This window comes from Vibrio lentus (assembly GCF_030409755.1).
GTDB classification, from domain to species: Bacteria; Pseudomonadota; Gammaproteobacteria; order Enterobacterales; family Vibrionaceae; genus Vibrio; species Vibrio lentus.
Map to the genome: position 1 here is coordinate 1,362,555 of NZ_JAUFQE010000002.1, position 14,978 is coordinate 1,377,532.

The window sequence follows — 14,978 nt, forward strand, 5'->3', positions numbered from 1 at the left end:
TAGAGATTAATTAATCTTCAAAGTTCATCTACCTAGCTTTTCTGCAATTTCCGTTAAGCTTGTTGGATCATCAATAGTAGAAGGCACCACATATTGCTCGCCTTCGGCTATCTGTCGGATAGTTCTACGCAAGATCTTACCTGAACGCGTCTTAGGCAACCTCTCAACCACCAAGGCTTGCTTAAAACAGGCAACCGCACCAATCTCGTTACGAACCTTACCCACTAGCTCGGCTTGCAGTTCAATGCTATCTACTTTCACGCCATCTTTTAGCACAACTAAACCCAGTGGTAATTGCCCCTTCAAATCATCGTGAATACCCACAACAGCACATTCAGCAATGGCTGGGTGACCGCCAACGATCTCTTCCATTTCACCAGTCGACAATCGATGTCCTGCGACATTAATCACATCATCAATACGCCCCATGATAAATAGGTAACCATCTTCATCGAGATAACCACCGTCACCAGAAACATAATAGCCCGGGAACTGACTCAGATAGCCAGATTCAAATCGGTCATGATTGCGCCAAACCGTCGGTAGACAACCTGGTGGTAATGGGCGTTTAAGAGCCACAAATCCTTGTTGATTAGGCTGGGCTACTTCACCGAGTTCATTGAGGATCTCCACTTGGTAACCGGGTACAGGTTTCGTTGAAGAGCCGGCTTTCACTGGCAAAGATTCCAGCCCTGTTGGATTGGCAGAAATAGCCCAACCCGTTTCGGTTTGCCACCAATGATCGATAACCGGCTTATTGGTATGAGATTCAACCCAATCCAATGTTGGCGGGTCTAAGCGCTCTCCCGCCATGAAAATCGACTTGAGCGATGATAAGTCATACTTGGTGAGCAACTCGCCTTCGGGATCTTCTTTCTTGATTGCCCTAAACGCTGTTGGCGCAGAAAACAACACATCGACGTTGTACTCTTCACACACACGCCAGAATGCACCCGGATCTGGCGTTCGTACTGGTTTGCCTTCAAACAAAATGGTCGTGCAGCCATGAATCAATGGTGCATACACAATATAGGAATGCCCCACTACCCAGCCGACATCAGAAGCTGCCCAAAATACACCATCTTGCGGCATATCATAGATAGTACTCATCGAGTATTTCATTGCGACCGCATGACCACCGTTGTCACGCACAACACCTTTTGGCTTACCCGTAGTACCTGATGTGTAAAGGATATACAACGGATCGGTTGCCAAGATAGGAACACAACTGTGTGGCAATGCATCGCTAACCGCTTGCTGCCAAAGTACATCGCGTTCATTGTTCAATTCGGCTAAAGACTGCTCTCTTTGGAACACTACGACTTTTTCAGGCTTCCAGCGGCTGTCCATGATTGCGCGATCAACCATCGGCTTATATGGCAGCACCTTGTTTATCTCGACACCACAGGATGCCGTGATCAACACCTTAGGCTCGGCATCTTCAATTCGAACGGCAAGCTCATGAGGAGCAAACCCACCAAACACCACGGAGTGAACCGCGCCTAGTCGAGCACAGGCTAGCATTGCCATTGCCGCTTCAGGAATCATTGGCATATAAATCACCACACGATCACCTTTGGTAACGCCTTGCGCCGCTAACATCCCCGCGACTTTAGCCACTTGATCACGCAATTGGTTGTAAGTGTATGAGGATTGATTTCCTGTCACTGGAGAGTCGTAAATCAGCGCCACTTTATCACCACGACCATGTTCGCAATGATAATCTAGGGCCAACCAGCACGTATTCATCACCCCATCAGGAAACCAACGCTCAATACCGTTATCGTCAGTTTGTAATATCGTTTTTGGTGACTCAAACCAATCTATCGCTTGTGATTGTGTTTCCCAGAACGAATTTGGGTCTTCCCTCGCCCATTGATACTCGGTGATGTAATCTGTTTTTCTATTCATTCGATTCGTAGCAGACATAGTGCCTCCTCCATGATTTATCCATTTTCCAAGCGCCTAGCTTTTGGCTGTCCACTTGGGTGCACTCTTTTCTCAGCGTTGTGTTCGTGAACATTTAGCCGTTCACGACAATCGCTTTACTTGGAAAAAGGCACACGAATGGCACCTTCCATGATCACTCGGGCACTACGACTCATAATCGCCCTTTCAATTTTCCAACCGCTTTCGGTCTGCAAAGCTTTAGCTCCCACCTTTAAGGTTCCTGATGGATGGCCAAAGGTCACAAAATCACGGGAACCCTCACCGGCTGCCAAGTTCACTAACGTGCCCGGAACACTCGCCGCTGAAGCAATGGCGACTGCAGCTGTGCCCATCATGGCGTGATGCAATTGCCCCATAGACAAAGCTCGCACCAGAAGGTCGGTATCGTCAGCTAATACCGATTTACCACTTGAAGCTTGATACGCTTGAGGCTTAGCAACAAACGCGACTTTCGGTGTGTGTTGGCGTGATTCCGCTTGTTCTAAAGAATCAATCAGCCCCATTGCAACCGCGCCATGTGCTCGGATGGATTCAAACAATGCCAAGGCTTTTGAATCGCTGTTGATATCCGATTGAAGCTCTGTGCCTTGATAACCCACCGATTCAGCATCAACAAAAATGGTTGGTATTCCTGCATTGATGTATGTCGCTTTGATGCAACCCAGATCTGGGACATCTAAGAAATCGACAACATTCCCTGTTGGAAACATTGAACCACTCGCATCGGCTGGGTCTAGGAAATCAACTTGGATTTCAGCGGCGGGGAAAGTGACACCATCGAGTTCAAAATCACCCAATTCTTGGACTTCACCATTAACGATAGGCACGTGAACAATGATGGTTTTCTCTATATTCACTTGCCATACTCGCACCTCGACCACACCGTTTTCTGGAATACGATTTGAATCAACCAATCCACTATGAATAGCAAATGGGCCCACTGCAGCAGACAAATTACCGCAGTTACCGCTCCAATCAACGAAAGGCTTGTCTATTGCCACTTGACCAAAGAGGTAATCAACATCGTGATCGGCTTTACTGCTCTTCGAAACAATCACGGTTTTACTGGTACTCGAAGTTGCGCCACCCATGCCATCGGTTTGTTTACCATAAGGATCTGGACTGCCAATTACTCTCAGCAACAACTTATCTCTCGACTCTCCAGCAACTTGCGCTGATTCAGGTAAATCACTTAGGTTGAAGAAAACGCCTTTGCTCGTCCCGCCTCGCATATAGGTCGCAGGCACTTTTATCTGTTTAGTGTTCATCACAAGCTCCTACTGGGCGAGAAAGTCTTTGGCGAAACGTTGCAATACGCCACCAGCGCTATACACGTTCACTTCGTCTGCTGTGTCTAATCGGCAAGTTACTGGCACATCAAGCTTTTCACCGTTTTTACGAGTGATTACTAGAGCCAAATCAGAACCAGCTTCAATGTCGCCGTAAACGTCGTAAAGCTCGGTGCCGTCCAGTTCTAAAGTATTTCGATCCGTTCCCGCTTTAAACTGCAAAGGCAACACGCCCATGCCAACTAAGTTGGTTCTGTGGATTCGTTCAAAGCCTTCAGCCACAATCACTTCAACACCCGCTAAGCGCACCCCTTTGGCTGCCCAATCACGTGATGAACCTTGTCCATAATCGGCACCCGCAACAACAATCAAGGGTTGTTTACGGTTCATGTAGGTTTCTATCGCTTCCCATATTCGCGTAACTTGACCTTCGGGTTCAACCCTTGCCAATGAACCTTGCACGACTTCTCCTGCGTCCTTCACCATTTCGTTGAACAGTTTAGGGTTGGCGAAGGTTGCTCGTTGTGCGGTTAAGTGATCACCTCGATGGGTCGCGTAAGAGTTAAAGTCCTCTTCCGGCACTTCCATTTTGGTGAGGTATTCCCCCGCAGCGCTCGAAGCGAGAATCGCATTTGAAGGGGATAAGTGATCTGTGGTGATGTTGTCACCCAGAATCGCTAAAGGTCTCATCCCTGAAAGGCTTCGTTCTCCCGCAAGAGCCCCTTCCCAATAAGGTGGTCTGCGTATATAGGTGCTTTGAGGTCGCCAGTCATAAAGCGGCTCAGTAGTCACCTGCTCCTCGTCTGTCTGGAACATTTTTACGTAGATTTGTTGGAATTGCTGAGGCTTAACATGCTCACCGACAACGGCATCGATCTCTGCATCACTCGGCCATAAATCACTTAAGTAGATTGGCTTTCCATTGTTGTCCGTACCTAAACTGTCTTTCTCGATATCAAAGCGCATCGTACCCGCTAAGGCATAAGCAACCACCAATGGCGGTGACGCTAAAAAGGCTTGCTTTGCGTATGGATGGATTCGACCATCGAAATTTCGGTTCCCCGATAACACAGCGGTTGAATACAGGTCGCGGTCGATGATCTCTTGTTGGATTTTAGGATCCAACGCCCCACTCATTCCGTTACAGGTCGTACACGCATAACCCACGATACCAAAGCCTAATTGTTCAAGCTCTGGAAGCAAACCTGCGGACTCAAGATAGAGCTTGGCAACTTTAGAACCCGGAGCAAATGATGTTTTCACCCACGGCTTGCGAACTAATCCAAGTTGATTGGCTTTCTTAGCCACCAGTGCGGCGGCGACCACGTTTCTTGGATTACTGGTGTTAGTACAAGAGGTAATTGCCGCAATGATCACGGCACCATCTGGCATTTGTTCATCAGAATATTGTTCAGCGTGTTGCTCTTTCCAAGAAGCTTGGCTGATACCTTGCTGGGCAAGTTCGCGGGTAGGCAAACGGCGATGAGGATTCGAAGGCCCCGCAAGATTTCGCTCAACCTTCGATAAATCAAACTCAAGCACACGTTCGTATTGAGCGGAATCTAAGTCATCAGCCCAAAGTCCGGTTTGCTTGGCATAGCGTTCGACTAGTTCAACTTGTTCAGGCTCTCGTCCTGTGAGTTTAAGGTATTGAATAGTCTGCTCATCGATGTAGAACATCCCCGCAGTCGCACCGTACTCAGGCGTCATATTGGATATAGTGGCACGGTCGCCAATAGTCAGTGCACGAGCACCTTCACCAAAGAACTCTAAGTAACTAGAAACCACTTTTTCATTTCGAAGAAACTCGGTAATCGCAAGCACAATATCCGTTGCCGTTATCCCTTCTTGTCGTTGACCCGTTAGCTTCACGCCGACGATGTCCGGCAATCGCATCATCGAAGGCCGACCTAGCATCACAGTCTCAGCTTCCAAGCCACCTACACCAATCGCAATAACGCCCAGAGCATCAACGTGAGGAGTGTGGCTATCGGTACCAACACAGGTATCGGGGAACGCAATACCTTCTTTAGATTGAATAACCGGAGACATTTTCTCCAAGTTGATCTGGTGCATGATCCCATTACCCGCAGGAATCACACTCACGTTTTTAAACGCGGTTTTACACCATTCAATAAAATGAAAACGGTCTTCGTTTCTGCGTTCTTCAATCGCGCGGTTTTTATCAAATGCTTCGTTATCAAACCCGGCATGTTCCACTGCTAAAGAGTGATCAACAATCAGTTGAGTTTCGACTACTGGGTTCACCTTGGCAGGGTCTCCACCTTGATCGGCAATCGCATCGCGTAAGCCAGCTAAATCAACTAAAGCGGTCTGACCTAGAATGTCATGACACACCACTCGCGCAGGATACCAAGGAAAATCTAAGTCACTCTTGCGTTCAATGATCTGCTTTAAGCTGTCTTCAAGGGTTCTAGGATCACAGCGTCTTACTAATTGCTCTGCCAATACTCGCGACGTATAAGGTAAGGTTTTATAAGCGCCCGGGGATATTGCTTCTACCGCTTCGCAAGCGTCGAAATATTCTAAACCCGTTCCCGGTAAAACCTTTCGATACTTGTTTTCATCAAGCTCTTGGTTTCTTTCAAGTTTTACATCAGACATACATCCACCATTATCTGTTAAATTCTATTCGTTGGTTCTCGAGGTCTTATCATGTGAAGACAAAGTCGCCTCGAGATATAAGTCGGTTCGATATAGAGGACTAACGTAGATGAATAGGTAGCCAGTCTTGATGCTCTGGCCCGGTGTAGTCTGCACTTGGACGAATGATGCGATTGTTTTCTCTTTGTTCGAACACGTGTGCCGTCCAACCTGTGAGGCGGCTCATCACAAAGATTGGCGTAAACAGTTTGGTTGGGATGTCCATGAAGTGATAAGCCGACGCATGGAAGAAGTCAGCATTACAGAACAAGCCTTTCTCGCGCTTCATAACCGCTTCAACACGCTCTGAAACGGCATAAAGCTGTTCATCACCCACCTCTTGAGCTAGCTCTTTCGACCAGCGTTTGATTAAGGCGTTTCGTGGGTCGCTCTCACGATAAATGGCATGCCCGAAGCCCATGATTTTGTCTTTGTTGGCGAGCATATTCATGATGTTCGCTTCCGCTTCATCGGCGGTTTGCCAATCTTGGATCATTTCCATCGCAGCTTCGTTTGCACCGCCATGTAAAGGGCCTCGCAACGTACCAATCGCTGCGGTGACACATGAGTGAATATCCGACAACGTTGATGCACACACACGAGCTGCAAAGGTTGAAGCATTAAACTCATGCTCCGCGTAAAGGGTTAGCGAGCAGTGCATCACCTTCTTATGAAGTTCACTAGGCGCTTTATCCGTTAGCATCTTCAGGAAGTAGCCACCCAGACATGCTTCGCTTTGGTCTTCAGTATCTATACGCACACCATCATGGCTAAAGCGGTACCAATAACAAATAATCGCAGGGAAAAGCGCGAGCATTCGTTCAGTCGCAGGCAGTTGCTCGGAGAAATCAGTCTCTTGCTCTAGGTTACCCAACATTGAACAACCCGTTCTCATCACATCCATCGGATGAGCGTCTGCTGGGATAAGCTCCAGTGCTGCTTTCAAAGGTTGAGGTAAGCCGCGCAGACCAACCAACAGTGTTTTGTAATCATCTAGCTCTTTTTCACTGGGTAAATGACCTCTTAGTAGCAGATGCGCCACTTCTTCGAACTGAGCGTGATTAGCAAGGTCAGTAATATCATAACCGCGGTAGGTTAAGCCGGTTCCTGATTTTCCTACCGTACATAGCGCTGTGGTTCCCGCACTCTGGCCACGTAGACCAGCACCACCGATTGCAGGTGTGCTTGTTGTTTTTGTGCTTTGTTGTTCTATTTTTGAAGCATTTTCGACAGCTGCTTTATCACTCAAAGATACAGACATGGTGAACTCCTTTTCTGTGTTAGCCGCCTGCACTCTTTGGTGCTGCCTGTTTATGTGTCCGATGATCTTTATCATCGGTACTGGATATGGCGACTAACCATTTCACGTTATTGGATTAAGTTGATTTTTGATTAATTGAAACTGGTTTACCCTTCACTTGAAAACAACTGATCAAGCTTGTTTTCGTAGTCGTGGTAATTCAGGTGTTCGTAAAGCTCTTTACGGGTTTGCATTGAATCCAACAGGGCTTCTTGATTGCCTTCAACTAACAAGTGCTTATAAACATTCTCTGCCGCTTTGTTCATCGCACGGAACGCGCTCAATGGGTAAAGCACCATGTCGACACTTGATTGGGCCAACTCATTACAGTTGTAGAGTGGTGTTTGGCCAAACTCAGTGATGTTCGCAAGAATAGGCACGTGCTTACCCGTTGCTGATTTCAGCGCCGCCGAGAACTTCACGTATTGATCGAGTTGATTCATCGCTTCAGGGAAAATCATGTCAGCACCCGCTTCAACACACGCAATAGCTCGTTCAATCGCACTGTCAATACCTTCAACCGCCAATGCATCCGTACGCGCCATAATCACAAAGCTGTCATCGGTTCTAGCATCGGTTGCCGCTTTGACTCTATCGACCATCTCTTGCTGACTAACAATTGCTTTATTTGGTCGATGGCCACAGCGTTTCTGAGCAACTTGGTCTTCCATATGAATAGCAGCCGCGCCCGCCTTCTCCATCGCGCGAATCGTACGCGCAATATTGAACGCGCCACCAAAACCTGTGTCGATATCCACCAGCAAAGGCAAATCACACGCATTGGTAATACGTTCAACATCGACCAATACATCGTTCAATGTCGTAATACCTAAATCAGGCAAGCCATAAGACGCATTGGCGATGCCTCCACCAGACAAATAAATCGCCTGATGACCCAAGTTCTTTGCCATCATCGCGCAATATGGATTCACAGTGCCGACGATCTGCAATGGATCGTTGTCTTTCACAGCTTGTCGGAACTTTGCTCCTGCTGATAACTTCATAATGACGCTCCCTGTTAATTGTTTATTTCTAATCTTTATGACTAATGATGCTTAGCTCTCGCCAGCGAAGAACCGCTAGCAAATACCAGTCGACAGTTAATCAAGATCTTTGGATTGAATTTGTTGCTCTATAAGCAATCGGCTACCCGAGATGTGTCTTCGCATTAGCATTTCTGCTAGCTCTTCATCACGGTTGCGAATAGCTTGTAAAATGTATTTATGTTCATCAAGCGCCTCTTTTGGTCGAGACTGTGCTCGAGGCGATTGGTAGCGGTACATGCGTAATAGGTGATAAAGCTCATCACACAACAGCGAAATGAGTTTGCTGTTACGACTCGCTTTGATAATGCGGTAATGGAAATCAAAATCCCCATGTTGATGAAAATAAGAAGAGCCTTCGACTTCATCGATATGTTTAGAATGTGTCGACAATAAGCCTTCAAGCCCGATCAACTCTTCTTGTGTGATGTGTCTCGCCGCCAATCGAGCAGCCATGCCTTCTAATGCTTCACGCACCGCATAAAGCTCAAGTAGTTTGTCTGCTGAGAATGTAATAACTCGCGCACCAACATGTGGAATACGTTCTATCAGACCAAGTCCTTCAACACGCATTATCGCTTCACGTAATGGACCTCGACTTACTTCAAAGCGTTTAGCCAGTTCAGGTTCCGAGATCTTACTGCCCGGAGGTAATTCACCGCTAACAATTGCCTCAACGAGGTATTCCGTCAGGTTTTCTGACTTGGTGTTTTCTTTATCGCTCACACGAGTTTTCGTGTTTGCACTTAAGGTGAGATCTTTTATCGCAGTATTCATATTCACGCTGCTCACTTCTGATTGTTGAGCCTTAATTGTCAACAATTCCATAACATGAACATAAAATACACGATTAAATTGTCGACAATCAAGTAAATTGTCGACAATTTAGACTAAGGTAGTATTTTTATTAATCGGCAGAGAAATAGTAAAACGAAGTAACAAAAGACAATAAATACATGTTATTCATAAACTTAAATTATAAATGAGTGAGCAAAACCCTTACCACCCCAAAGTTACTCGAAAGCAATGTGTCGACAACTGACAGTCAACTTTTCAAACGCAGATCCATCCATCAAGGATCTCAACCAAGATATAGGTATCAACACCCTTCCGCTCCGTTTAACTCCAAACCACAGATATAAAAAAGGCGCACTCATGTGCGCCTTTCATTCATAGAACTCGTTCTAACAAGCCAACCTTTGGTCAAGCAATCTGGCGAGTCACTTCGAGGTATTTATTGATATCAACAAAATCAATCTGTTCCGGTTTTAGATACTCTTCTGCATATCGGATATGCGTACCGCTGGTTAAGAACAGCCTAAACAGTTCAATATCGATATGCTCATCCAGCGCCATTTTGTGCATGATGTCGACAGCAACACTAATTGGCTTCGCTTTCTTGTAAGGTCGATCGGCAGCGGTTAACGCCTCAAAGATATCTGATATCACCAGAATGCGTTCTGGGATTGAAAGGTCGTCACCAGTCAACTTCCTTGGATAGCCTGTACCTTTAAGGGTTTCATGGTGAGTCGACGCATAACGAGGCACGCGGCTTAACTCTTTCGGGAATGGTAGGTTTTCAAGCATCTTGATGGTACCAAGCATGTGCTCATTTATCTTGAACCTATCTTCAGCAGTTAAGGTGCCTCGCGCAATACTCAGGTTATAGACTTCACCTAGATTGTATAAGTGCTCTGGAACGTCCATCTTGATCTGATGTTTCGGGTCAAATTCTAATGGTCTATCTCTTTTCACTATGTGTTCAGGTTTGTCACTCAGAAGTGGCTCTGTCGCAGGTAAGCTTGAACTCGATGCCCTATTCATCGCTTCAATTGGCGATAGGCCGAGTTGATCGTCGAAATTACGCGTCCAAGTCGTTTCAGCGATAGAATGAATACGGGCAACCTTATCATCACTCATAAATTCACCACCCACATTAGATGTTGCGATAAACGCAAAATCGTCTTGTAGCTTTTTCTTCGTTATAGCTAACTCTTCGGCTATCTGATCCGTTGGTAATTCACCTTCAAGCTGCTTACGCAAAGCCGTAATTTCTGCATCACGCCAAAGCACCTCAAATCGTGTTCTCACCTCGTGAATACGGTTATAGTTCGCTTCTAGCTTAGAGCCTTTATCCACGATATGTTCTGGCGTGGTGATCTTTCCGCAATCATGCAGCCACGCAGCTATTCTAAACTCACGGCGCTCATCATCATTCTCAAACTTAAAGTCTTTGAAGTGCTCAGATTGTGATTGTTCAGCCGCATCAGCCAGCATCAAACCGAGTTCTGGCACACGATTACAATGTCCTGCCGTATAAGCGGACTTATCATCGATCGCTTGAGCGATGAGCTTGATAAACGACTCAACAAACGCCTCTTGAGTTTGCTCATGTTGCTTGAGTTCTGTCGACATCTCTTTGACTGCAACCGACAACTCCCATATTTCCTTAATTCGAGTATCCAGCACGGTCACGCTGTCATAATCACGCAGTTTAATCTTACTCGTCTCTGCTTTTAATTGACGAATAGGACGGACAATAGGCGCACCAAAGATCCAAGCTACAGGCAAGGTTAGGCTCATCAAAAGCACGGTCACGCCAATAGAAGTTGCCACTCGCTTGTTCACCGCACTGTAAATTTCCGCTTCTGGTATCGCTACTGCAAAATATTCAGAGTACTGCGCGCCCGTCTCAATCTTTTTCAGATATAAGCGCTTAGCTTCACCATTAAGCACAATCTTAACCATTTCGCCTTCAGTGGTCGCTGTCGCAGTTCTTTCATAGAGCTCCGCATAAGGAATAGTTGTACCGGTATTTAGGGCCGGATGTTGAAACCACTTTTGCGATAATGCGGCTTTCTGCTCTTCCGTTAATGCATTTATGGCTTGGTTGATGATTGGTAACAGCTGTTGATGTTTATTCTGCAGCACAATGTGAAACTGGTTTGGATAGATCGCTTTCAAGTCTGATAGCGCTTCATTCACTTTGAGGTTTGCATGGAAAAATTTATCCAATGAAAACGACAGCACGGGCTTAGCATCGAGTACCGCAAAATATTCACCATTTTCAACAGCATCCAATGCCGATTCCATGTCGGAAAACTCAACAAGCTCGATATTTGGGAAGTCTGTTCTCAACTGAGGTGTAATCGACCACCCTGATAGAATCGCGACTTTTTCACCTTCAAGCTCAGCGTAATTTGAAAGGGTTTGAACGTCACCTCGAGTGACAACAGAGAAAGGCAGTTCATAGATAGCGTCAGTGTATAAACCTTTCACGCCGTTGCTTTCGTAGTTCTGAATTGAATGCAGGCCATCAATGCTTCCCTCTTGAAACTTGCCGGTTAACTCCGCCCACGAAAAGCCATTCACAAATTCAAACCTAACCCCGCTCATCTCACTGATCATTTTTAAGAGATCAATCGCGTAACCGTGTGGTTCTCCAGATACAGAGAAGTCCATCGGTCCCCAATCATTTTGATTAGAGAACAACAAAGGAGGTGTTTTTTCTATAATGGCTTGTTGCTCAGAAGACCAATTGATTTCACTAGCTTGAGGAAGTACTTGTGTCGTTTCAACATCACGATTAGACGCGATAATGTTGCCGGATTTGGAGTATAAGAAAGATTCAACCTGACTGTCTTCATCAAGATCCAATGCACTCGCAGATAACTTGCTTGCCAAAGATGACAAGACGATATCGATGCCTATCACATGTTGTGTATCGCCGGCAGCTTTTGATTCAAAGGCTAGAGAATAGGTTTGTCCCGTTATCTGGAGATGCTGGAAAAGATAAGGCTGCGTTTTTTCAACCGTCTCTGTATTAGCGGATTCATACCAAGGTCTTGTCGTCGGAAAGTAATTACTCGGTTCTGTCTTTGACTCCCTGAGATTAAACTCAAGGTCATAGTATTTGGTCGTACGGATACGGCCGGCTTCTCTATCACTGATCTCAATCACAACCCACCGGTCTGAACCATCAGCACCGATTTTATCTCTAACAAAAGGAGATGATTCCAGATTGATAATCTGAAAGAAACGCTCGTTAGAAGATCCAATATAAATACTGTAAAACAGCGGATTGTCTTTTATCGCTTCTGAGAGAATTCCACGCGACTCTTCCCGAGAGATCTGGTGGCTAATAGAGCGATGTACTGAAGAGAGTAAACGAGCAGTATTTATCGCGTCTGAGTCGACGTTACCGATATAGTCGCTTAAGTCCTGAGATACCATGGTCAACTTGGACAAGGTATGCTCTGTCGCCATTTTTTTACTGAAGTAATATTGAAGTGAAACCGCAACGATCGCTGTCAGTACCGTTGCAAGCAAAAACATCCCTCCAACGGTAAACCGTAACGAGATTTTTGTGTTCGTCATTATTCTATCCTTGAATAACCACTAGCCCAGAAATGTAACATGCTAGCAATATTTATATTATTACTACGGCATACTGTCTCTAGCAACACATTATTCTATATATTATTTAAGATCTCCCTATATCCCCCTCTGTGTCGCAATAACCTCGTATTTAAATGACACTTAACAATATAAACCAGCAAGTAATTACCCTAATTAAATTAATGGTATTTGTTTTCATAAAATGGAAACACCTCACGCCTTTGTTATGATGCTTATTATATTATTTACTTTATGCTATAAATTTAGATATAAAGTTTTAACATCAAGTTAGTTCGTTAGTATCGACATAACCTTATGTCAGGACACCTTCGAGCATTATCAGGCGAGCCTATGACGGATAATTTCTCCCCTTCTGCCAGTACGATTGTGGCAAAAGATTCTAAAAGCAACGAGCATGCAGTCAGTGATTTTGCTATTTCTGAGTATTTATCGAAGCCTTTTAAAATCGAACTCACAGTCATTTCAAAGAACTTCGTTATCGATGACCAACTGGGCCAAAAACTCTCTATCACCCGCTTTGTTAATGACACCGATAACTTGACCGCTACGCGAGTTTTCAACGGCATTGTTACACAAGTTCAACTGCTGGGTATGGACAGTAATCTGCAGTACTCTAGTTACCGCGTCACCCTAAGGCCATGGTTTTGGTTATTGAAACACACCCACTCTTTCCGCGTTTATCAAAGCCAATCGACCAAAGACATCGTTTCAGATGTGCTAACCCAAGCTGGTTTCAGTGGCTCCTTTAAGGCTGGCACGATGCCCTCATCGAAACGTGAATATTGCGTTCAATACGATGAAAGCGACTTTGATTTTGTTACGCGCTTGTTGGCTGAGGAAGGCGTTCACTACTTTTTCCAGCACAGTGATTCCGATCATCTAATGATGCTTCAAGATGCGCAGAGCCCTTTTCAAAAGTCTGATGCCAGCAAACTCGACATGATTGAAGTTCCTTCAGGCAGTAATCCATTACTTGATAAATGGATGCCACAAAGCCAGTTTCATGGCGCCAGCATCGAATTAACCAGTTATGACTACTCACAGACTAAACTTGTGAGCAGTAAAGAAAAGAAATCCAGCCATACAATCGCTAACAACACCAAGTTAACGAAACAGTTTTACCCGAAACTTGGCATCACGGGTGGAATGGAAGATCTCGCCAGTAATCTAGTTAAGCGACGTATTGAGCAACTCGAGCAAAACTATCAAACTGTCGAAGCCGAAGCACAACACGACTCATTTGAATTAGGTACATGGTTCTCACTGTCATCCCACTTAGACAAAGCTCAACTCGGCGATTATCTGGTCACGGAACTTCACATTCGATACAGCACTGAAAATCACTGTGATACACGCCTCACTCTACTTGATACTTCAATTCCTAATTACCCGACACCGCGAGATAAGGCCAGAATACACGGTCTACAAAGCGCAATTGTCGCAGGAAGCACCGCGGGTGAGATAAATCAAGATGACCAAGGCAGAGTTCGTATTCAGTTTCATTGGGATACGGAGGCCTCTGGTGACAAAACAAGTTGTTATGTGCGGGTTGCTCAGATGATGGCAGGCAGTGGTTATGGTGCTCAGTTTATCCCGAGAGTAGGACAAGAGGTTCTGGTCAGCTTCATCGATGGCGACCCAGACCAACCGATTATTACAGGAAGCGTTTATAACAGTAAAAATCCGCCCCCATACAAAGAAGCCAATTCGACGAAAACAGGCATTAGCACTCAGTTAAGTGGATTAGCCAACGAGCTCTATTTCGATGATAAGAAAGACAATGAGCTCTTATATATGCACGCGACCAAAGACTTCACCAAAGAAGTCGAGAACAACCTGACTGAGACAATCAAAGGCGAACTGCTACAGAAAACAACCAAGCAAGTTACTGTCTCAACAGAAGATAATTACACACTGAGTTCAGACAAAGCGATCAGTGAGAAAGGCAAATCAATCTCATTAGAAGCCGATGACAAGATAGAGCTGACAGTAGGATCGAGTAAGATCACCATGTCTTCATCTTCCATCAGTATTGAAGCCAGCAACATTGATATTAAAGCGAGCAGCGCGCTAAACCTTGAAGGGTTGAATGTGACGAGCAAGGCAACATCCGCCAATAAGATATCCGGTGTGACAACCGCTCTCGAAGCAACAAGCTCCAACAGTATCAAAGGACTCAGTGTCGCCATTAAAGCGGATACGACACTGTCAGCTGAAGGCTCATTAAGTGCCGAATTTAAATCTGGTTTGAAAGGCACTTTTGATGGTGGAGTGATGGGCGAGTTGAAAGGCGCAATTGTTAAGGTGAATTAA

At 45.4% G+C, this 14,978-nt stretch carries 8 protein-coding genes; 1 reads left to right on the forward strand and 7 read right to left on the reverse strand.

Annotation, left to right across the window (positions count from 1 at the left end):
• Window positions 1–24 precede the first annotated feature (24 nt).
• The 7 genes from QWZ07_RS14675 to QWZ07_RS14705 all read right to left on the reverse strand — a co-directional run bounded on the left by QWZ07_RS14675 (window position 25) and on the right by QWZ07_RS14705 (window position 12,623).
• On the reverse strand, window positions 25–1,929 hold the full coding sequence (locus tag QWZ07_RS14675) for a propionyl-CoA synthetase (RefSeq protein ID WP_192853837.1): 1,905 nt from the start codon (window positions 1,927–1,929) through the stop codon (window positions 25–27).
• Between the two features lie 116 nt (window positions 1,930–2,045).
• The gene (gene prpF, locus QWZ07_RS14680; RefSeq protein WP_192853838.1) at window positions 2,046–3,218 is read right to left on the reverse strand and encodes a 2-methylaconitate cis-trans isomerase PrpF; all 1,173 of its coding nucleotides are present in this window, start codon (window positions 3,216–3,218) and stop codon (window positions 2,046–2,048) included.
• Window positions 3,219–3,227: 9 nt separating this feature from the next.
• Complete coding sequence (gene acnD, locus QWZ07_RS14685; protein WP_192853839.1) at window positions 3,228–5,864, reverse strand: Fe/S-dependent 2-methylisocitrate dehydratase AcnD; 2,637 nt, start codon at window positions 5,862–5,864, stop codon at window positions 3,228–3,230.
• 100 nt (window positions 5,865–5,964) lie between these two features.
• Window positions 5,965–7,164 (reverse strand): bifunctional 2-methylcitrate synthase/citrate synthase, encoded by a 1,200-nt coding sequence (gene prpC, locus QWZ07_RS14690; protein WP_099165530.1) that lies wholly within the window; start codon window positions 7,162–7,164, stop codon window positions 5,965–5,967.
• A 146-nt stretch (window positions 7,165–7,310) separates the two neighbouring features.
• Entirely contained in the window at window positions 7,311–8,207 is an 897-nt protein-coding gene (gene prpB / locus QWZ07_RS14695; RefSeq protein WP_102575876.1) for a methylisocitrate lyase, read from the reverse strand.
• Window positions 8,208–8,303: 96 nt separating this feature from the next.
• A complete protein-coding gene (locus QWZ07_RS14700; RefSeq protein WP_102474823.1) occupies window positions 8,304–9,023 on the reverse strand; it encodes a GntR family transcriptional regulator in 720 nt (239 codons plus the stop codon).
• Between the two features lie 426 nt (window positions 9,024–9,449).
• A complete protein-coding gene (locus QWZ07_RS14705) occupies window positions 9,450–12,623 on the reverse strand; it encodes an HD domain-containing phosphohydrolase (RefSeq protein WP_192853840.1) in 3,174 nt (1,057 codons plus the stop codon).
• Window positions 12,624–12,995: 372 nt separating this feature from the next.
• Here QWZ07_RS14705 and QWZ07_RS14710 point away from each other — a divergent pair, with 372 nt between their 5' ends.
• A complete protein-coding gene (locus QWZ07_RS14710) occupies window positions 12,996–14,978 on the forward strand; it encodes a type VI secretion system Vgr family protein (protein ID WP_192853844.1) in 1,983 nt (660 codons plus the stop codon).

Coding starts and splice junctions, on each gene's coding strand:
- prpB (WP_102575876.1), bottom strand. CDS start 8,207: ATGAAGTTATCAGCAGGAGCAAAGTTCCGACAAGCTGTGAAAGACAAC.
- prpF (WP_192853838.1), bottom strand. CDS start 3,218: ATGAACACTAAACAGATAAAAGTGCCTGCGACCTATATGCGAGGCGGG.
- acnD (WP_192853839.1), bottom strand. CDS start 5,864: ATGTCTGATGTAAAACTTGAAAGAAACCAAGAGCTTGATGAAAACAAG.
- QWZ07_RS14710 (WP_192853844.1), top strand. CDS start 12,996: ATGACGGATAATTTCTCCCCTTCTGCCAGTACGATTGTGGCAAAAGAT.
- QWZ07_RS14675 (WP_192853837.1), bottom strand. CDS start 1,929: ATGTCTGCTACGAATCGAATGAATAGAAAAACAGATTACATCACCGAG.
- QWZ07_RS14700 (WP_102474823.1), bottom strand. CDS start 9,023: ATGAATACTGCGATAAAAGATCTCACCTTAAGTGCAAACACGAAAACT.
- QWZ07_RS14705 (WP_192853840.1), bottom strand. CDS start 12,623: ATGACGAACACAAAAATCTCGTTACGGTTTACCGTTGGAGGGATGTTT.
- prpC (WP_099165530.1), bottom strand. CDS start 7,164: ATGTCTGTATCTTTGAGTGATAAAGCAGCTGTCGAAAATGCTTCAAAA.